This window comes from Vibrio penaeicida, from assembly GCF_002933855.1.
Classification (GTDB): Bacteria; Pseudomonadota; Gammaproteobacteria; order Enterobacterales; family Vibrionaceae; genus Vibrio; species Vibrio penaeicida_A.
This window is the reverse complement of the sequence record NZ_BFAQ01000030.1, coordinates 32,257-51,010: the sequence shown is the minus strand read 5'-3', so window position 1 is coordinate 51,010 and position 18,754 is coordinate 32,257. Positions and strand designations below refer to the sequence as shown.

General features: G+C 44.0%; 19 protein-coding genes. 13 read left to right on the top strand and 6 right to left on the bottom strand.

Annotation, left to right across the window (positions count from 1 at the left end; all coding sequences use genetic code 11):
* Positions 1-8: 8 nt before the first annotated feature.
* The 10 genes from VPNCDNU1_RS17780 to VPNCDNU1_RS17735 all read left to right on the top strand — a co-directional run bounded on the left by VPNCDNU1_RS17780 (position 9) and on the right by VPNCDNU1_RS17735 (position 9,877).
* On the top strand, positions 9-878 hold the full coding sequence (locus VPNCDNU1_RS17780) for a glycosyltransferase (RefSeq protein WP_167404821.1): 870 nt from the start codon (positions 9-11) through the stop codon (positions 876-878).
* A 15-nt stretch (positions 879-893) separates the two neighbouring features.
* The gene (locus VPNCDNU1_RS17775) at positions 894-2,219 is read left to right on the top strand and encodes an MFS transporter (RefSeq protein WP_167404820.1); all 1,326 of its coding nucleotides are present in this window, start codon (positions 894-896) and stop codon (positions 2,217-2,219) included.
* Between the two features lie 13 nt (positions 2,220-2,232).
* On the top strand, positions 2,233-2,883 hold the full coding sequence (locus VPNCDNU1_RS17770) for a polysaccharide deacetylase family protein (RefSeq protein ID WP_104401562.1): 651 nt from the start codon (positions 2,233-2,235) through the stop codon (positions 2,881-2,883).
* Between the two features lie 12 nt (positions 2,884-2,895).
* A complete protein-coding gene (locus tag VPNCDNU1_RS17765; protein WP_104401561.1) occupies positions 2,896-3,762 on the top strand; it encodes a hypothetical protein in 867 nt (288 codons plus the stop codon).
* Positions 3,763-4,239: 477 nt separating this feature from the next.
* Positions 4,240-5,253: a substrate-binding domain-containing protein gene (locus VPNCDNU1_RS17760; RefSeq protein ID WP_104401560.1), complete on the top strand. Its 1,014-nt coding sequence runs from the start codon at positions 4,240-4,242 to the stop codon at positions 5,251-5,253.
* A gap of 69 nt (positions 5,254-5,322) precedes the next feature.
* The gene (locus VPNCDNU1_RS17755) at positions 5,323-6,348 is read left to right on the top strand and encodes an ABC transporter substrate-binding protein (RefSeq protein ID WP_104401559.1); all 1,026 of its coding nucleotides are present in this window, start codon (positions 5,323-5,325) and stop codon (positions 6,346-6,348) included.
* Between the two features lie 73 nt (positions 6,349-6,421).
* On the top strand, positions 6,422-7,213 hold the full coding sequence (locus VPNCDNU1_RS17750) for an ABC transporter permease (protein WP_101110925.1): 792 nt from the start codon (positions 6,422-6,424) through the stop codon (positions 7,211-7,213).
* A 2-nt stretch (positions 7,214-7,215) separates the two neighbouring features.
* Positions 7,216-8,007 carry an ABC transporter permease gene (locus tag VPNCDNU1_RS17745; protein ID WP_104401558.1) on the top strand — a complete coding sequence of 264 codons (792 nt, stop codon included), beginning with the start codon at positions 7,216-7,218 and terminating at the stop codon, positions 8,005-8,007.
* The gene (locus tag VPNCDNU1_RS17740; protein WP_104401557.1) at positions 8,008-9,096 is read left to right on the top strand and encodes an ABC transporter ATP-binding protein; all 1,089 of its coding nucleotides are present in this window, start codon (positions 8,008-8,010) and stop codon (positions 9,094-9,096) included.
* Positions 9,074-9,877 carry a phosphodiesterase gene (locus VPNCDNU1_RS17735; protein ID WP_104401556.1) on the top strand — a complete coding sequence of 268 codons (804 nt, stop codon included), beginning with the start codon at positions 9,074-9,076 and terminating at the stop codon, positions 9,875-9,877. Before VPNCDNU1_RS17740 ends, VPNCDNU1_RS17735 begins: the two co-directional genes overlap by 23 nt.
* A 50-nt stretch (positions 9,878-9,927) precedes the next feature.
* Here the strand turns inward: VPNCDNU1_RS17735 and VPNCDNU1_RS17730 are convergent, their stop codons facing one another.
* From VPNCDNU1_RS17730 to VPNCDNU1_RS17715, 4 genes are all read right to left on the bottom strand, one after another.
* Positions 9,928-11,499 carry a GMC family oxidoreductase gene (locus VPNCDNU1_RS17730; protein WP_104401555.1) on the bottom strand — a complete coding sequence of 524 codons (1,572 nt, stop codon included), beginning with the start codon at positions 11,497-11,499 and terminating at the stop codon, positions 9,928-9,930.
* A complete protein-coding gene (locus VPNCDNU1_RS17725; RefSeq protein ID WP_104401554.1) occupies positions 11,492-12,022 on the bottom strand; it encodes a twin-arginine translocation signal domain-containing protein in 531 nt (176 codons plus the stop codon). Before VPNCDNU1_RS17725 ends, VPNCDNU1_RS17730 begins: the two co-directional genes overlap by 8 nt.
* Positions 12,023-12,046: 24 nt before the next feature.
* Positions 12,047-12,442, bottom strand: coding sequence for a VOC family protein (locus VPNCDNU1_RS17720; RefSeq protein ID WP_104401553.1), 396 nt, complete (start codon positions 12,440-12,442; stop codon positions 12,047-12,049).
* 173 nt (positions 12,443-12,615) lie between these two features.
* Positions 12,616-12,924, bottom strand: coding sequence for a ribbon-helix-helix domain-containing protein (locus tag VPNCDNU1_RS17715; RefSeq protein ID WP_104401552.1), 309 nt, complete (start codon positions 12,922-12,924; stop codon positions 12,616-12,618).
* A gap of 351 nt (positions 12,925-13,275) precedes the next feature.
* Here VPNCDNU1_RS17715 and VPNCDNU1_RS17710 point away from each other — a divergent pair, with 351 nt between their 5' ends.
* Positions 13,276-13,692, top strand: coding sequence for a VOC family protein (locus VPNCDNU1_RS17710; RefSeq protein ID WP_104401551.1), 417 nt, complete (start codon positions 13,276-13,278; stop codon positions 13,690-13,692).
* A 19-nt stretch (positions 13,693-13,711) separates the two neighbouring features.
* Here VPNCDNU1_RS17710 and VPNCDNU1_RS17705 read toward each other — a convergent pair whose 3' ends face one another.
* Together VPNCDNU1_RS17705 and VPNCDNU1_RS17700 are read right to left on the bottom strand one after the other, a co-directional pair.
* Positions 13,712-14,527: a LysR family transcriptional regulator gene (locus VPNCDNU1_RS17705; protein ID WP_104401550.1), complete on the bottom strand. Its 816-nt coding sequence runs from the start codon at positions 14,525-14,527 to the stop codon at positions 13,712-13,714.
* Between the two features lie 371 nt (positions 14,528-14,898).
* Positions 14,899-16,986 (bottom strand): hypothetical protein, encoded by a 2,088-nt coding sequence (locus VPNCDNU1_RS17700; RefSeq protein WP_104401549.1) that lies wholly within the window; start codon positions 16,984-16,986, stop codon positions 14,899-14,901.
* A gap of 325 nt (positions 16,987-17,311) precedes the next feature.
* Here VPNCDNU1_RS17700 and VPNCDNU1_RS17695 point away from each other — a divergent pair, with 325 nt between their 5' ends.
* Both VPNCDNU1_RS17695 and VPNCDNU1_RS17690 read left to right on the top strand, forming a co-directional pair.
* Positions 17,312-18,073, top strand: a complete 762-nt coding sequence (locus VPNCDNU1_RS17695; RefSeq protein ID WP_104401548.1) for a 1-acylglycerol-3-phosphate O-acyltransferase — start codon at positions 17,312-17,314, stop codon at positions 18,071-18,073.
* Positions 18,074-18,093: 20 nt separating this feature from the next.
* The gene (locus tag VPNCDNU1_RS17690) at positions 18,094-18,570 is read left to right on the top strand and encodes a DM13 domain-containing protein (RefSeq protein WP_104401547.1); all 477 of its coding nucleotides are present in this window, start codon (positions 18,094-18,096) and stop codon (positions 18,568-18,570) included.
* Positions 18,571-18,754: the final 184 nt, after the last annotated feature.

Here is an 18,754-nt window from a genome sequence, read left to right as displayed (position 1 = left end):
ACTATGAAATGGAACATTCAAAATTAAGTATCGTAATACCGACATATAACGCTCAAGACCTGCTGCGCGAAACACTGGATTGTCTGGTTGATCAAACGGTAAGCACGGATTTATACGAAGTCATTATTGCCGACGATGGCTCATCGGATAACACAAAAGAAGTGGTACAAGATTTTTCTTCGCTTTTAGATATTCATTATTACTACCAAGAAGACGATGGATTTCGATTAGCTGCGGCAAGAAACCTTGGGCTCGAACATGCCAAATACCCTCTGGTTTTGTTTTTTGACTGCGGAATGATCGCCACTGAGGATTTGGTAGAAAAACACTTAATGGCGCATAAAGACCAACCCGATTCAGTATTGATTGGGCTGTCGTATGGCGTGGAAGAGTATTCAACCGAGAACGCCAAAGAACTTACTCAGCTTATCAATACACTTGATCGTACCGAGTTGTTTAGCGAGCTGTCTCAACGCAAGAACTTGTATGATTGCCGATATGAAACTTGCCAAGATATCGATTTCGATTTGTCGAAAACACGCGCCCCTTGGGTGATGTGCTGGGGAGGGCATGTGTCTTGTTCCACCCAGACGTTAAAGCAAATTGGAGGCTGCGATGAAGCCTTTAGAAGCTGGGGTGGCGAAGACGTCGATATGGCTATTCGGTTATTTGAACATGGTTGCCAGTTTACGGTGTTGAAGTCGTTACACGCGATACACAAACCCCATTACCGGTGTGGTGAAAGTAATAAAGCCTCTTCAATGGAGAACATCAAATACATCGTAAATAAGTATAAACAGCCAGACGTGAGTTTACTTTCGGAGCATGGATGGGAAGCCATATTCAAAATGACATTGAGAGAAGCGGAAGCGGTCTAACTGATGGAAGCTGTCTTGAACAAAAAATTAGGTAAAGCTTTCCATATCATTTGGTTTGGGCAACTGGTCAGCCAATTAGGCACTGCAACGACCAGTTTCGCCTTGTTGGTTTGGATGGCACAAAATGGTCAGTCGACCACAGCATTTGCTTTAGGGCTTGTATGGTTTTTCTTGCCGAGTGCCATTCTTTCCCCATGGATAGGCGGTATTGTCGACCGTTTTAACCTGAAAAAACTGGCGATAGTGTCCGATTTACTGGCGGGCGTCTTTACCGTTGTTATGCTGCTTTTAGCGTATTTCGATGTTCTAGAAATGTGGCACATCTACATCATGGCGGTGTTTAGCTCTGTGCCGAGCCTATTGCAAAGAACGACATTCACGGTTCTGATTCCTAAATTGGTGGGGAGCGAATTAATAGGAAAAGCCAATGCGCGCTTTACCATTATTGATGCTGGGTCGAGAGTTGTTTCGGCTTTACTCGCGACAAGTTTGTTGTCTGTCGTTGGTTTAGCTGGCGTCATGTTGATTGACTTGTTAACCCTGCTGGTGGCGGTATTGAGCTTGCTACTGGTGAAGCTGCCTAAAGAAGTGTGTGAACCCGTTAAAAAATCTGACGGTGATTCCGCGTCTTGGCGTTTTAGCGATAACGTGATGCCGGTAGTGAACGAGCTTAAATCATCCCCGTTCCTCCTTATGGTGCTGACGTATTTGTTGGCGGCAAATTTCATCACATCGCTGGTCACTGGGCTTATGGCACCGATGTTACTTGCAAGCTTCACGGTGGAAAGTATTGGTGTATTAATGTCTGTAGGCGCGGTAGGTGCGTTAGTCGGGGCAGTGATTTTGTCGGCGAAAACACCTAAACGGCTCGTTTTGTGGATGTTCTCAATCAATATTGTCAGCGGCATTTTGATCATACTGGCGGGCATTACCACTCATTTACCCCTTATGTACATTACGGTATTTGTCATGATGTTCATTTCACCGTTAATGAGCGTATGCGACCGCACGTTCTGGCAACAGAGAATCAATGAATCCATTCGCGGTCGATTCTTTGCACTGCAAGGTGCAATGTACATGACGGTTTTCCCGGTTGCGACATTAGTTGGTGGAGGCTTAGCCGACGGTGTCTTTGCGCCAATACTGTCGTATTTGAGCCAATCTGGTGATCTTCTACCAACATGGTTCGGTGATCAAAAAGGGCGAGAGCTAGGGCTAATGTATGCCGCTGTTGGTGGAATTGCCGTGGTGTTTTCCATTGCTATTTTAGTTTGGTGGAAGCTTTCTGCGTATAGGAATGATGGAAAGTTTATTTCAACTGAAGCCAGTTCGCTTTCATAAATGGGGATAGACAATGATCTGCAAAAGCATTTCTAGGCTACATCATTTCGAGCACATTAAAGCACTTTTGGGCTCGGAGATATTGCTCAATACTCCGAAGCCTAAAGGCTTATCTATTTCTATTGATGATGGACCTAATCCATACGCTCACGCCATTATCAAGTTGTTCAAACGCGAGAGCATTTCTGCCAGCTTTTTTGTTTTGGCAACGAAGGTACAACAAAACCCTGAAATCGCTAGATGTTTGTTAGAAGAAGAGCATGAATTGTGCGTGCACGGTTATGATCACACCATTATTACGGATATGACGCCAGATGCTTTTCAGCGGTCTTTGCATCGATTTGATGATGTCATGCGTGAGCATAACCTTCCATATAAGAAAATCTATCGTCCACCGAATGGCGAAATCGCACCCGAATATGTAGAAGTATTGAAAGCGGAAGGATTCCAAACAGTGCTCTGGTCGCTCGATTCCTTTGACTGGGAATTGAATTCAAAGCAAATACAAGCGCATTTTGAACAGCAACGTGACCTCCATCAATTGACTCTATTTCACGATGGCGTGATAGGCGGTTCGCCGTTTTCTACTCTCAAGTCACTAGTCGCTTTAATACGGTTATGTAAGAAGAAACAGATCCCAATTGTTCCAATGAATTTGGGTTAAATAGGAAAAAATATGAGCAATGTCGAGTTGGTAAAAGCGTATACAGAAGATTTACCCGACCTTAAACATTTATTCATGCCGCCCAACCTAGGTTACGTTCCATGGGAACGATATGTGCGAACATTTACACTGACAAAACCGGAAATTTTTGAGGATCCTTACATTGGCCTAGGGCTTAAAGTGGGGGATAAATGGGTCGGTTTTCTCGGCATGGTTCGCTCTTTTCGGGAAATTCAAGGTATCGAGACGGAAGTGAATAACATGTCTACGATGACCGTTCTACCCGAATACAGAACGCAGAGCTTGAGGCTATTTAGAGCATTGAAAACGTTTAAAACAGCTCTGTTTACTTGTCTTACGCCTAGCCCAGTCACAGAGAAAGTATCGATAAAGACGCTGGGTGCCAGTGTTCATTCCGATAAATATCAGGTGCTTTCAGAAAGCTCTCAGGATCCCTCCACGGTTACTGTTGTTAGCGACCTTGATCAAATACAACGACGAATAGATAGCCAGTGGACAGGTTTGTTTGACGAGCACTCTCAAGAAGCGTGCTTTTTTGTACTTGTTGAGTGCGAACAGAGTGACTGCCTGCTTTTGCTGACAGAGCGCACTTTGCAAGAAGATCGGTATCTGGAAGTATTGTTTTACTCAGATGTGGATTTCTTTAGTACGTGGGCGGATAAAATATCGTCCAAGCTTGTTTCTTCTTATGATGTGAAAGGCGTTATTTTAGATGTTGCAGATACGCCTAATGTGCTATTGGATCCAACGAAACAACTTGCGATGAAAGAACCTAATCTAGTGGTTAGGTTTGGTGAAGGTCCGTTGTCCGTCCCTTTCATATCACTTTATTCTGAAATAACCAAAATGGGTATGTAAGGCTCAAGGATTAAGGATTAATCCTTGAGGTTTAAGCTAAAAGTGCGGTACTGAATGTATCGCACATATGGTTTTTCAAGGGGCGAAAAGCTATTTGGTCTCTTTGATTTATTTAAGCCGCCTAATACCCACTCCCATTCAATATCTTCTTGGCTATCGCTTTGGAGCCTTTTGGGTGCCATCTGATTGAACAATTCTGCAAGACACAGCGTCAAAACAAGTGTTTCAAGTCCCTATTACGTGCATTTCCTGAATACGAAATGAGATGTTGGTCAAAATTCCACCTAATTAATATTTTAATCAGAATCAGATGAAACAAATTGGTTTCATTTGTTAATTGTTCTAAATGTGCCGCTAAAATTCAATAACGTGAAGCTAAATGACGCTTAAGTGAGGTAAGTTTTAATGTAATTGTCATGTTTAACTTTTATTCTTTGTCCATAGGGAACGCATGGGCATAAATGGATATAGAGCAGTATGAACATCAAGGATGTGGCGCAACTTGCGAATGTGTCGCCAGCAACCGTCTCTCGCTATTTAAATGCGCCAGAGCTGGTTGCGAACAGCGCATCAGAACGAATAGCAAAAGTGATAGAGGTGACGGGGTACTCTCCGCGCACGCCGTTCTCAGGTGTGGCGCTGAATACGAACCCTACTATCGGTTTGATGATTCCGAGCATCAATAACCCTGTCTTTGCTGAAATTGCTTCCGCTATTCAGTCCAAAGCACGTTTCTACGGCTATTCAGTACTGATCATCGATACTCAATACAATGGTGAATTTGAAAAGCAGGGCATAATTACTTTGCTCCGTCAGCGAGTTGCTGGCGTCCTGCTTACGGTGTCCTCTCATCAAAATAATGAAGCGCTCTCCTTGCTGAGAGAGTTCGAATTTCCTTATTGCCTGCTTCACAACCAAAGTCTCTCAGATGAGGCGTGTGTGTATGTAGACAACTATCAAGCAAGCCGTGATGTGGCCTTTGCTCTTTACGAGAAAGGGCATCGAGAATTTGGCGTCGTTACCATGAACTTTTCCGCCTCCGATCGCGGTCGTGCTCGATATGCGGGTTTTACAGACGCGCTAAAGGAGTTGGGGTGCGATCTTTCAACGTTGGCTCATGTCGAGCTGCCTTATGACACCCAAGATCAAGATGCTCAAGTCGAAACCTTATTTGCTGAGATGGCAACAACGGCATGGTTTTGCACTAACGATTTACTGGCATTGAGAACCTTAAAAGCATTGAAGAAGTTGGGTATTAATGTGCCTGAAGAAACCAGTGTTGTTGGGTTTGATGGAATGGCGTTTGGTGATTTGTTTCACCCAGAATTGGCGACCGTTTCTGTTCCGTACCAAAAAATGGGCGAAGTAGCGGTCGATCTACTTCTAAATGAACGTGTTGCCAATAGGCAAACAAGGAGCGTTTGCAGGCAGATTGAAGTGGGGCATCAGCTAAAGTTGCTTGGCACAGTAGCTAATGTAATGCCCAACTGAGTCCACAATGATTATGAAAATCAAAGAGTAAAGTTATTTAAGCATGAATATCCACAAGGAGTGAAAACCATGTTACGTAAGTCATACTCCAAGCTAGGCTTGGCCGTAATCTCCACTGCGGTAGTGACGTTGGCAACAGCGCTACAACCTGCTCTTGCCTCTGATGCGACTTGTTACAACTGCCCACCTGAATGGGCAAACTGGGGCGGGCAACTCAAGTTAATTAAAAAGGAATTGAATATTTCTATTCCTATGGACAACAAAAACTCAGGCCAAACGTTGTCTCAACTTATTACTGAGAAAAATAGCCCAGTGGCTGATGTCGCCTATTACGGTGTGTCTTTTGGTATTAAAGCGGCAGAGCAGGGTGTTGTTACAGGTTATAAACCGAAAAACTGGGAACAAATCCCAGAAGGCTTGAAAGATTCTGAAGGCAAATGGTTTGCTATCCATTCAGGGACGTTAGGCTTTTTCGTCAATGTGGATGCACTAGAGGGGAAACCTGTCCCTAAATCTTGGGCCGATCTTCTAAGTTCGGATTACCGAGGTATGGTGGGGTATCTTGATCCAACCAGTGCTTTTGTCGGCTATGCGGGAGCGGTGGCGGTAAATCGTGCAATGGGCGGCGACCTTTCAAATTTTGATCCAGCGATTGAGTTCTTTTCTAAGTTGAAAAAGAACAAGCCAATTGTGCCTAAGCAAACGTCTTACGCGCGTGTGCTGTCTGGAGAGATCCCAATTCTGTTAGATTTCGACTTTAATGCTTACCGCGCTAAGTATAAAGATCATGGCAACATTGAATTTGTTATCCCTCAAGAAGGATCGCTTGTCGTTCCCTATGTAATGAGCCAAGTGAAAAATTCCCCCAACCCAGAAAATGGAAAGAAAATTCTAGATTTTGTTCTTTCTAGCAAAGGGCAAAAAGTGTGGGCGGAAGCGTTTTTACGACCTGTCATAACGTCTGCAATGGACGCCGAAACGAAGAAGAAATTCCTACCAGATAGTGACTATAAGCGAGCGTCTGCAGTGGATTTTGCAAAAATGGCGAGTGTGCAAACGAATTTTGCACAGCGTTATTTAAAAGAAGTGAAATAAGAAAAGTAGGGCGATCAATCGTCGCCCTAAACACTTTCCTGCAAATAAAATTCGCTAATAGATCAGTACTCAAATGAATAAATACCTAATATTAATCTTGCCTGCCTTGGTGGTGAGCATTGCATTCTTTCTCATCCCTGTCGTGCAGCTTATCTTGCTTTCAGAGGCAGGGAACTATTACGACATTCTTGCAAATGAACAATATTATCAAAGCTTGTGGTCGACAGTTGTTCTCTCCGTAACGGTGACACTGCTTACGTTGGTAATCGCAATCGTATGTGGTTTGTTTTTAACTCGTTATGACTTCTTTGGGAAGCGGTGGTTGATTGCAATGATCAGCTTTCCACTGGCGTTCCCAGGTGTTGTTATCGGCTTTTTTGTCATCATGTTGGCGGGAAGACAAGGTGCTTCGGCCGAGTTGGGGCTATTGCTGGTTGGAGAGCGCTGGACGTTTGCGTATTCCATTGCTGGATTGTTTATCGGTTATCTTTACTTTTCCATTCCAAGAGTCGTTTTAACGGTCATGGTGGCTGCTGAAAAGTTGGACTACAGCTTAATGGAGGCGGCTCGTTCTCTAGGAGCCAGCCCTTTGAGAACATTTAAAGATGTCACGTTACCTGCGTTAGTTCCGGGGTTGATCTCTTCCGGCTCTCTGTGTTTTGCAACATCAATGGGAGCATTTGGTACTGCTTTTGCTCTAGCGACCGATCTTAATGTAATTCCAATGACGATTTATACCGAGTTTACGTTAAGTGCCAATTTACCCATGGCCGCAGCGTTAAGCATTGTACTCGGTGGTGTCACTTGGGTTTGCCTGAGTATCGCCAAGCGATATGGCATGGCATCGATCAATATGGGAGCGTAAAAATGAAGCGTGATTACACCTTTTATATTCCTCTTTTATTCACCATTTTAGTTTGTGCGTTTTTGGTCATTCCGGTTGCTATGTCGGTTCTTGCTGGGCTAACAAATAATTACTTTGCGGGCGTAAAAAGCGGGCTTACGTTTCGTTGGGTCATTGAAGTGTGGGAACTGTATTCGCAAACGTTGTGGTTAACGTTATTTATTGCGTTAGCTGCGGTGGTCGTGAACTTAGTGGTAGGGGTGCCGCTTGCTTATTATTTGGCGGCGCAGCGAAGCCGGCTGACAGAAATGCTGCAAGAGCTGATTACGTTACCAATCGCCGTTCCTGGATTGGCAATATCCATCGGATTGATCACCACTTATGGACACTTTTCTACCTTTAGATCCAGTTGGGCTTTCATCTTAGTTGGTCATGTGGTGTTTACGCTTCCATTTATGGTGAATGCGATTCTTGCAGCCCTGAACAGTATTAACTTCAAAGTGTTAGAAGAAGGTGCAGCAAGTTTGGGGGCGGGGTTTTGGCGGCGATTTGTCGACATTATCGTCCCTAACTGCATTACCGGTATTGTGAGCGGTACATTAATGACACTAACGTTATCAATAGGGGAATTTAACCTTACTTGGATGCTGCACACACCATTAACGAAAACACTGCCTGTTGGGCTTGCTGATGCCTATGCCTCGATGCGACTTGAAATCGGATCAGCCTATACGCTTATATTTTTGCTTTTGTTGCTTCCACTGTTAGTGGCGACTCAGCTGATAAAACGAAATTCAAATAAAGGAGCAATGTAAGTGAGTCAAGAGCATCAAATACAGGGTATTACCCTCAATAATGTTAAAAAGACATTTCCTAATGGCTCAGTGGCGTTGAAGGAGACAAGCCTAGATATCGCCCCAGGGGAAATCCTTGTTTTGCTCGGGCCTTCTGGGTGTGGAAAAACCACCACGTTAAGAATGATCGCAGGCTTGGAGCAGTGTGACAGTGGCGGTTCCATTTCGTTTGGAGAACAAGACGTAACGCCATTACCAATTGAAAAGCGCAACGTTGGAATGGTATTTCAGTCGTATGCCCTTTTTCCCAATATGAACGTCTCTCAAAATATTGAATATGGCTTAAAAATCCGAGGTGTATCAGAGGAAGTACGAAAGAAAAAGCTGCAAGAGATGCTGGTTATGTTTGATCTAGAACCCTATTCTCAGCGAGACATATCGCAACTGTCTGGTGGGCAAAAGCAACGTGTGGCTTTAGCAAGAGCCATTATCGTAGAGCCTGCGGTGTTACTGCTTGATGAGCCACTTTCTGCATTAGATGCTCTTTTACGCAAACGTCTTCGAGATGATATTCAAGTACTGCTAAAAAAATTAGGTATCACCGCCGTTTATGTTACACACGATCAGGAAGAAGCTATGGTGATTGGCGATCGTATCGCTGTTCTTGATCATGGTGAGATTGCACAGATTGGATCGCCAGAAGCAATTTATCGTCAGCCCGATTCTCCATTTGTGGCCGATTTTATCGGAGAGGCCAACCGATTCGATGGTTGGAAAAACGGTGCAGCGCTTAAACTCTCTAATGCACAAACCCTTCCATTATCGCAACCGAATGATAATGAAGAGGGTGAAGTCATGACCGTCATGGTCCGACCGGAAGACATGTACATTTCAGATTCAGGAGACCGCTCTCTTAGCGGGCACATTACCCACCTCGCATTCTTGGGTGATAGGACGAGGCTGACCGTAGAGTGTGATTTAGAGAATCCGGTTGCGGTTGACTGTTTTGATCGCCAAAACTTTGAATTGGGGCAGGTCGTTAATTTGTCCGTAAACAGCCAACACATTATTTTATTAGGGAGCAAAGATGCTGATTGCTCAGTTGACTGATTTACATATTAAAAAGGAAGGTAAACTCGCGTATCAAAAAGTTGATACATTGCAGTGCCTTAAAGATGCGGTCCAACACATCAACCGTTTGAATGTCGACTTGGTTGTTATTACAGGCGACTTAGGCGATTTTGGATTAGATGAAGAATACGCCATTGTTCTGCACGAGCTAAGCCAGTTGAATGCGCCAGTCCGCGTTATTCCTGGCAATCACGATCACAAGGTTCGTTTACGTGAAGGGCTGAAAGAGTTGGTGGATTTTGAAGATTCTGTTGAGTGTAACTTCTCACTGGAAACAGAGCATTGTCTGCTGATTGGGCTGGATTCATCGATTCCCGAAAAGCCGCATGGGTGTATTGCTAGCACTAGCCTAAATTGGTTGCAATCGAAATTGAAGGAGACGTCCAAACCCGTACTTTTGTTTGTGCATCACCCACCGATGGAAGTTGGAATAAACCATATGGATGTACAAAACCTGCACAATGCTGAGGCGTTATGGGACGTTATTGCACCGTTTGATTCAGTGGTTGGGATTGTAACAGGGCATTTGCATCGTACTATTACTGCCATTTGGAAGGGCGTGCCAGTTTGGGTTGGGCCTTCGCACAGTCATAGCGTCGCATTAGACTTTGATAAAGAAGGGATCCCAGCGTTTCAAATGGAACCTAAGGCAATTCAATTATTCAAGGTAGATGACAAGGGAGTGTTGAGCCATGTTAGCTACATTGGAGACTATGAAGGACCATTCCCATTCTTTGATAAAGAAGGGCTGGTGGACTAACCATACATAAATATACACCGCAGTACAGTACTGCGGTGTTGAGTTCTAAGCTATAGAGCTCGAGCTGCCAATTGCTCTGCAATGTAATCCGCTTGCCTTATGGCGAGTGCCACGATGGTTAGCGTAGGATTTTCCGCCGCACCTGTGGTGAACTGGCTACCGTCCGATACAAAGAGGTTTTTGATATCGTGGGTTTGCCCCCAACGGTTAACCACACCATCTTTCGCTTTCTCACTCATTCGGTTTGTCCCTAAGTTATGAGTGGAAGGATAAGGCACAACGCGATGGGTTTTGATTGCCCCGACGGCTTCATACACTTGTTCGCCTTTTTCGTAAGCGTACTCCCGCATCGCCACATCATTGGGGTGATCGTCGTAATGAACGTTAGGTATGGGCAAACCGTTAGCGTCCAATTCATCGGAATTCAGTGAAACACGATTCGAGGAACGTGGCATGTCTTCACCGACTAACCACATGCCTGCCATGTGTTCATATTGCTCCATTGAGTTGGCAAAATCGGTACCCCATGCTCCGGGTTTAAGGAAAGCGGCCATGAAGGGCAAGCCAAGAGACAAGGTTTCCATCTCAAATCCACCCACAAACCCTCGGCTAGGATCGTGAATCGATTCGTCTTGAATGATTCCCGCCATGGTGGTGCCTCGGTACATGTTAACGGGCTTACTGAACTCCGCGTAAACCGATCCTGTCATGTGGCGCATGTAGTTTCGACCCACTTCACCGGAGCTGTTCGCTAAGCCATCTGGGAACATGCTAGATGCGGAGTTGAGCAATATTCTTGGGCTTTCAATGGAGTTACCTGCAATGCAGACGATTCTGGCTTTCTGGTGCTGTTGATTACCGTCTTTGTCTGCATAGAGCACACCATCGACGAGCCCTTTATCGTTATGGGTGACTTTCAGTACTGTGCTGCTTGAGCGCAGTTCAAAATTCCCTGTGGCTTCTGCCTTAGGGATTTCCGTATAAAGCGTCGACCATTTAGCCGACATTCGGCACCCTTGAAAACAAAACCCAAGTTGCATGCAGCCAGGGCGACCATCACGGGGCTGAGAGTTAATCGCCATTCTACCCGTATGGACTTGCTTATAGCCGAGTTTGCGGGCACCCGCTTCCATGACCTTGTAGTTGTTGTTCCCCGGCAAGCCGGGTATATCATGAGTACGCGTGACCCCCATTTTGTCTTCGGCTTTATCATAATAAGGTTCAAGTTCCGCAAGGGTGATAGGCCAATCGAGCAACGCCGCGTCTTTCACTTCGCCGTAGTGAGTGAGAGCCTTAAACTCGTGTTCTTGAATTCTTAAACTAGCGCCTGCCCAGTGGAGAGTTGAGCCGCCAACGGTTTTGCAAATCCATGCGGGTAAGTTAGGGAAATCGCGTGCAACCTCCCATGTACCAGAGGTGGTTCTTTTATCCAGCCACGCTTCTTTGCCAAACATGTGCCACTCATCATTTTTAAAGTCTTTGGCGTAATTTAAGTGCGTGCCAGCTTCCAAACACACTACCTTTACTCCTTTTTGACACAGCTCATTGGCGAGTGTACCCCCGCCAGCGCCAGACCCAATCACGACCACGACGCTGTTGTCGGCAAGTTCAAATTTAGCCATTGGACACCTCCTTGTTTTCCACTGGCAGCCAATCAATGTCATCAAAGCCGCGATGCAAATATCCTCCTTTTGAAAAGGAAGGACCCTCATAGCCAAACTTCGCCCAAATTTGGGGGTTGTTGTACAAAGAAACCACCATGTTGCCTCGCACTGTTTGAAAGAATGGTTCAGAGGAAAGCTTGTTTAGAACGGCGTCTTGAGCCGTTACGGACATCGTAGAAAATCCACTCTTATTGAGCGTCGACAATCCTTGTTTAAAGGAGGCAAGGCTGTCGCCAGACAATTGCCCGTCGAGGCTTTCCACACACGCGCCATAAAAGAAATCGGCAAGGTGCGGGTGAGGGTAGATACGTCGACATAATGCCAGTAGTAAGTTGGCTTCTTCGGTATTGAGTTTCGAGACCTTCATTTGCCATTTTTGCCCAGCAAGCGAATATCCAGAAAGGCTGAGTGTTAGCGCCGTTGCCGCACTAACGGAAGAGAGTTTTAGAAACTTTCTTCTACTTAGGTTTTGATCGTTCATCCTTACGACCTCCAGTGTAATCCGTTATTGAAATCGACCATGTTTTTGCAAGAATTCAATTTTGTAACCGTCGGGATCGGTTAAGAAAAAAAACGTCGCCATGGTTTTGTTGTTATGTTGCATCGACTTAACAGGAGTAGGGGTAAATCCCGCTTCAGTTAACGAGTGATGAGTTTGCTCTATATTGTCGATGCATACCGCTAAGTGGCCATAGGCATCGCCATGCTCGTAGGGATAATCTCGGTCGTGATTCAGGGTCAGCTCGACTTCAAATCCTGAATTCGGATCGCGCAAATAGGTTAAGGTAAACCCGTCAAATTCATATTGATCCGCGAGTTCTAACCCAAGGGCAGTCGAGTAAAATTGAATGGAGCGATCCAAGTTAAGTACTCGAATCATGGTGTGAATGGTTTTTGTCATTTGTGGCTCACTTTGCTGTTATTGATTTTTCAATCAATATAAACGTGAACCACTGATAGGTGGTGGTAGTATGCTACCACATGTTAAAAAAATGTAACTTTATTAACATATGACCACACCTATCTCGATATTAGGGGGAACAGTAATAGGCATCGGCTTAGAGCTTCATTCGATCAATGAGCCTGAGCGTGAAGTTGCTGCTTGGCGGTTTTGAGTACCTTTTCCGGCTGAGAAAGGTACATCACGCAGGAGCATCGGAGCAGTGAGGCAAAATTGGATATGTCGCCATGTAAGTCGGTGGCTTCATCATAAAGCAATGAAAGAAACTGACCCGTTGTCATATGTTGAACTGCGGCTATTTCATCAATAACCGTCCAAAACTTAGACTCAAGCCGAACGCTGGTGGAATGACCACCTAGGCGAACAGAGCGCGAGACAAATTGGTAATTCTCTGGCGATTGACCAGCAAATATATAACACATGGGTTCCTCCCTCTCATACCAGCATTCGAGAAATTGGATCAGCGACCAGAGCCAAATGAAAAAGCTCCAGAAGGTAGGTTAATATTTGTTCAATAATGGTGCAATTACAACCACTACATTAAAAACCGAAACCTAAGTCCGTTGTTTGTTAATCCACTGAAAAATAGAGTGTAAACACTACTTCAATCATATGTGGCGATGACGTTATGGGATGAAGAGTTACCTTAAGTCTCATAATTGATTCAAATTAGCTCGGTCATGACTGATTGGAATTTGGGTTAGTCCTAATATTCTCTTTGTTCTCGAAGACGGTTTGATAACATGTAGCCACTTAATATCAGGGGCTGTCACATGAAACAAAGTATCATCCATATTGCTCTCGTCGTTGATGATTACGATGACGCGCTCGACTTTTATGTCAATAAACTCAACTTCGAATTAGTAGAAGACACCTACCAACCAGAGCAGGATAAACGTTGGGTTGTGGTATCTCCTCCGGGTTCCGATGGTGTTGCATTATTGCTGGCGAAAGCATCAAAGCCTGAGCAAAAACCGTTTATTGGAAACCAAGCGGGCGGTAGGGTATTTTTATTTTTGCGCACCGATGATTTTTGGCGAGATTTCAAAAGTATGAAAGAAAAAGGCATTCATTTCGTGCGTGAACCCAGCGAACAAGATTATGGCACCGTCGCCGTATTTGAAGATTTGTACGGCAATCTTTGGGATTTGCTTCAACTGAATCCAGATCACCCGATGGCGCAGCGTTAAAAGACCGCTGAATTCAAGGTTACACCAAAAATTGGCACAGCCTGTCGATCAAACCACGGACTTCAGGAAGATAGCGATCATCTTGGTGAGTGACTAGCCATTGATCGTGTCCTAACTCATCAATGATGGCTCCGGCTCGAACGAGTGAAGGCTGAGCATCACCAATAAACGTAGGGAGCAAGGCTATGCCTTTCCCTGCTAGTGCCAAATCAAGGCTGTTTCTTGGTTCATTGACCTCGCAAATTACGTCATCGCTTGCGTGGCGCTCAAGCCACCGAGCAGAAGGAACATCTGCCTGTACTTTGATCCAAGTATTTTGAGCGGAATGCGTTGCGTAGGGTGCAAAATCTACTCGTTTTAGTTTCCTACAAGCTAACGTTTCCTCTGTTGGACGAGTATTGCGGATCCCAATAACCACCTCTCGGTGAGTGATATTCAACGTTTTTTCGGTAGATACAAATCGTAGGCGAATATCTGGCAATACTTCTGATAGCGAATTGAGGTTTTCTATAAGAAATAATGTTGTCCAAGTACCTGCGGATATTTTGACAAGAGGTCTAACTGCTCTCTCGGAAGCGGGAGTGGTAAGGCTAAGAATTTTTACTTCAATGTTAGTGAGTTCTTCAAGTAACTTTTTCCCATCGGCTAGAAGCTCGTAACCTCTATCGTGTCGAATAAACAGTTCTTTCCCAATTCCCCGCTCTAGGGCGTACATTCTTCTTCCTAACGTTGCCGCGCTACGCTGAGTGGATTTTACAGCAGCAGAAAGCCCGCCTTCACGAGCCACAGCAAGAAACAACTGTAAATCATTCCAGTCAACATTCTTTTTATTCATGAAAAGAACCTTTCATTTCACTCCATTGATAAAAAGATGATGAACCGTATTCTGGTATTGAGTCAAGGGAGGGGAAAGATGAAAACAACAATGTCTCGCGATCCAAACAGCTGCAAAGTGCCAAGCATCGAGAAAAGAAAGACGCCTACATTGAAGGAAGAAAATGATTTCTATGAATTTTATGGCTCAACCGATATTCACCGGTTTTATAGGGTGATCTGCGGCTTATCTCGGTTTGTAGAGTGGGTAGTTACGTATGTTGGACGATTAAGATCGTATTGGAATAGGAAGTTAGCTTGTTTAAAGTTAAAAAAAACCAAATAAAAGGCTGCAAAACGCAGCCTTTATAAGTGGTGATGTTTTCAGAGAATTTACTTTTTCCAACGCGTATAAATTGATCTTGCTAAGGCTTCGTTAGAGAAGAGCATGTTATCTCGATTCAACGCGATGCTTGAGTGGTTGTCGGTTAAAGATAGGTTAGGTGTTGAGAAGCAAACCTCTAGTCTCATTCCGTTTTCTTTGCGCAAACTCGGTCTATCCTTTTCTCCTTCAGGGAAAACAATGTCAATTATGCGGTACTCTTTTTGATTGTGATCTTTCCAATCTTTGACTTCCCATGTTGCCGTAAACCCTGTTTCGCCCTCTGGAGTAACGGTGACGGTGTTATCGTCGCCAAACGCTAGTGTGGTTAAAACAGGAATAGCATGTTGCGTGGAAGAAGTAATATCTCGAAGGTGATAGAAAGTATTTCCCTTAACAAACGAATCATCGATATTTTTGGATGTTCTCCAAAAATGCTGATTAGTCCAAATGGCCAGCTCATCGTTTTTATCGAAACTTAACAAGTAGGTTGTATTCGTATCGATAAATTCAAACTGATATTGGTCAAAATCGAGAGTTTGGTTTGCTATTGTGTACGGGACATTTTTACACCCAGAAGACCCGCCACAATAACTGGTTGAAAGTTGGTTACCAGAGCTAAAGAAAATGGTGTCGAAATGACTGCCTGCGCTGTTACGAAATTCACTGATATACATTGGTCTTTTTGTAAGGTAAGCATGTAAATTTGAAATTGGCTGTGCGGTGTTTCGTGCCCACTCTTCATAGATAAAGTGTGCAAACTCTTTACTTTTTATAAGCAGGTTATCCGACTTTAGCTGGCTTGAAGAGTTGTCGACAAGAATAACCCCTTTACTTTGAAGCTGAGTAACGAGTGTGAGCGCACCCTCCCTATTCAAGCTGTCGTGTTGGGCGTTATTGGTAAAGGAGATCGCGATTGTTTGTTTCGCCGCGCCATTACTATGCGTACCTTCTGTGAATGTCCAACTTGCATCAAAAGCTTTTTCCTTATAAGGCTTCACGGTAACGGTTTGAGCATCTTTAAAGTGAAGTTCGACCAATTGAAGCTGTGCGTGCTGGTCAACGTCGATAATATCGCGGATGTGGTACCAGCGTTTACCGATTAAATCCGATGCCTTTACATTTGCTTCGACACCGGAAACAAAATCTTGCTTACTCCAAATCAGTGGTAAATGGTTGATGGAGGAAAAGCTTAATGCCAATTCTGGTGTGACATAGAAGAAGTCCATAGACGTATTCGAGTCAGTGAACGTTAAAGACTTACCCGCTATCTTATATGGCTTGTCTGTCGCGCCAAATAGAGAGCCATTCATTTTGCCATCTGCAAAATTTGCTGTTTGAAGTAAGTAATCATTGTTGTTAAGTGTTGTGACCCAAAACTTCCCAGATTCGAGATATTTCGTTAAGCCTTGGTATTTGTCTTTTCTTTTGACCTTACCATCAGAATCGAAGTCCAGATCCACGCTATCCAGATCTTTACCTTCGTTAACAAGCTTTGCTATTTCAGCGGTCAGCTTGCCAGACATTGTAAGCAGGTCGTTGGCATCCGCATCTGAAAGGTTTTCACTAAATTGTTGAGTGATGGCGCGTGCAAACAAATGTGCTTTGGCGGAGTCGTTGTTCGACACCTTTTTAGCTACGTAATCTCCGGTCAGAGCGTCTAAAGGGAGGTTTAAGCTTGCGGCTAATGCCGACATATCCATTTTGTGGATATTAGCTAACGTCGTAAATGGTGTAATGGTCTCTTCACCTGCGCCAGCAATCATTTCATAGGAATGGCTTAGGTAGCCTGGATTGTCTGAGTCCTGCGTCTGACCGGCTATCACTTGTGCAATGATAGGATAAGCAAGATCGGCTTTATCAATGGCTATCTTTCCAGATGCATCAGTCGTTGTGCTAAGTTGCTCGCCAGTATCACATTGACCATTTTTATTTCTATCAATACACACTGCAGCATTACTGAGGTAGCCGTCGATGACGGTTATCGTTTTGCTTGTTGGTGTAGGTTTTTGTACGGGCTCGTTGGTTGAAGAACCGCCACCACCGCATGCACTGAGCAGAGTGGTCACTGCCAGCGCAAATACTGTTTTATTTAACATAAGCCGAGTTTCCCAATTCGAGGATTTATCAATAATTAGAGATTGTTAGAGTAGATATAATCGGAGAATAATATGTTGGATATTAATATGATCGTAATTAGAGTCTGAAGGCTTTTTGAGAAGATTTATACAGTCAGTGGGGTTATTGAGAAGCTCTGGGTATTGGTATAAAGGGCAGAGCAGACGTTGCGTTTTATTGAAATTGAGTGAAAACTCTAACTCTGCACTCAATTAACGTTCACCGAACTTTTCATATTGAGTTAGCTTGAGTATAACAATCTGAATTAGTGCGGTTTTAGCCGCCATACTCGATAAGGAGAGAATTTTGCTTGCTGTTCTACGTTTATTGTTAGTTGGGGTGTTTTTGGTCGTTATTACCGTATGTGCCTGCATATACTGCGCTTTTAACCCCAGAAACCCTAAACATGTTTACACATTTTGCCGTTGGTTTAATCAGCTTCATAAGCTCTTTGGCATAAAACTGGTTCAGCGTGGATTAGAGAATGCCCCAACACCAAATAATAGTGTCTACATATCTAATCATCAGAACGTATTTGATTTTGTCACCTCTCCCGGAATGTTGCGTCCAAGAACGGTGACTTTGGGAAAACGGGATTTGTTGTGGCTTCCTTTCTTTGGTCAACTTTACTGGATTACAGGCAACATCTTGATTAATCGTGAAGACAAGTCCAAAGCCCGTAATACGATCAAGCAAGTAGCGGAAGCGATTCATCAACGTGATTTGTCTGTATGGATTTATCCTGAAGGAACCCGAAGCAAAGGGCGTGGTTTGTTGCCTTTTAAAACCGGGGCGTTTCGTACTGCAATCGAAGCGGGTGTTCCTATTACGCCAATGTGTGTCAGTAATGCCCATAACAAGTTTTCACTCAACCGCATCAACAATGGCATTGTGATTACTGAAATGCTGGAACCCATTGATGTGTCGGATTATCAGCTAGCGGATGCTAGAAAGCTGGCGGATAAGTGCCATAAGCTAATGAGTGAAAAAATTGCAGAACTCAACAAAGAAGTTGAGCGCCTAGAGGCGTCGAGCGATAACCCGCTTAGTTCAAAACCACAGATTTAATCCTTACTCAGGTGAATATAATGAAAAAAAGTACGTTGGGCCTTCTTATTGTCACTCATGGTGTTGTTGGAGCTTTGGGTTTTGGTGGTGGTATCTATGCGCTTCCTATTCTTACCGCGCCACCAGCCCCAAGTGCAGCCATGATTGAAGAAAAATCCGTTAAAACACTGTTTACAGCCCAATTTAAAAAAGAACTCAAAGACAGTGATGCACTCCATTGGGGGGAGGGTACGGTTTCTATCGGTGGGGAATTTATTACTCTGAAAGGGGAGCTTGCTCCAGGGCCGGACTACAAGCTCTATCTTTCGCCAGAATTTGTAGAAACGGAATCGGATTTCAATCGGATAAAATCACAAATGGTTCAAGTGGGAGACGTGAAGACTTTTGAGAATTTCGTTGTAGAAGTACCAGCAGGTATCAACCCAGAAAACTTTAATAGCGTGATCATTTGGTGTGAGTCGTTTGGGGAATTTATTACAGCAGCAAAATACCAATAATGTTGCGCGTGGGTGTTTTAAATAGATGATAAAAAATTACCCCGAGTATTCTGTAAAACCAAGTATTAAAGTTAGAATCGGAAATTATGTTAATTATCAATTACATGTTTGGGTGAGTGCTTGATTGCAGTTCTTTTATAAAACTTTGAAGATCGCGTATAAGTAGCACAGGATGGTTGTCGGT

Coding starts and splice junctions, on each gene's coding strand:
- VPNCDNU1_RS17705 (WP_104401550.1), bottom strand. CDS start 14,527: ATGAATAAAAAGAATGTTGACTGGAATGATTTACAGTTGTTTCTTGCT.
- VPNCDNU1_RS17715 (WP_104401552.1), bottom strand. CDS start 12,924: ATGTGTTATATATTTGCTGGTCAATCGCCAGAGAATTACCAATTTGTC.
- VPNCDNU1_RS17700 (WP_104401549.1), bottom strand. CDS start 16,986: ATGTTAAATAAAACAGTATTTGCGCTGGCAGTGACCACTCTGCTCAGT.
- VPNCDNU1_RS17720 (WP_104401553.1), bottom strand. CDS start 12,442: ATGACAAAAACCATTCACACCATGATTCGAGTACTTAACTTGGATCGC.
- VPNCDNU1_RS17725 (WP_104401554.1), bottom strand. CDS start 12,022: ATGAACGATCAAAACCTAAGTAGAAGAAAGTTTCTAAAACTCTCTTCC.
- VPNCDNU1_RS17750 (WP_101110925.1), top strand. CDS start 6,422: ATGAATAAATACCTAATATTAATCTTGCCTGCCTTGGTGGTGAGCATT.
- VPNCDNU1_RS17780 (WP_167404821.1), top strand. CDS start 9: ATGGAACATTCAAAATTAAGTATCGTAATACCGACATATAACGCTCAA.
- VPNCDNU1_RS17730 (WP_104401555.1), bottom strand. CDS start 11,499: ATGGCTAAATTTGAACTTGCCGACAACAGCGTCGTGGTCGTGATTGGG.
- VPNCDNU1_RS17735 (WP_104401556.1), top strand. CDS start 9,074: ATGCTGATTGCTCAGTTGACTGATTTACATATTAAAAAGGAAGGTAAA.
- VPNCDNU1_RS17710 (WP_104401551.1), top strand. CDS start 13,276: ATGAAACAAAGTATCATCCATATTGCTCTCGTCGTTGATGATTACGAT.
- VPNCDNU1_RS17745 (WP_104401558.1), top strand. CDS start 7,216: ATGAAGCGTGATTACACCTTTTATATTCCTCTTTTATTCACCATTTTA.
- VPNCDNU1_RS17690 (WP_104401547.1), top strand. CDS start 18,094: ATGAAAAAAAGTACGTTGGGCCTTCTTATTGTCACTCATGGTGTTGTT.
- VPNCDNU1_RS17755 (WP_104401559.1), top strand. CDS start 5,323: ATGTTACGTAAGTCATACTCCAAGCTAGGCTTGGCCGTAATCTCCACT.
- VPNCDNU1_RS17765 (WP_104401561.1), top strand. CDS start 2,896: ATGAGCAATGTCGAGTTGGTAAAAGCGTATACAGAAGATTTACCCGAC.
- VPNCDNU1_RS17760 (WP_104401560.1), top strand. CDS start 4,240: ATGAACATCAAGGATGTGGCGCAACTTGCGAATGTGTCGCCAGCAACC.
- VPNCDNU1_RS17770 (WP_104401562.1), top strand. CDS start 2,233: ATGATCTGCAAAAGCATTTCTAGGCTACATCATTTCGAGCACATTAAA.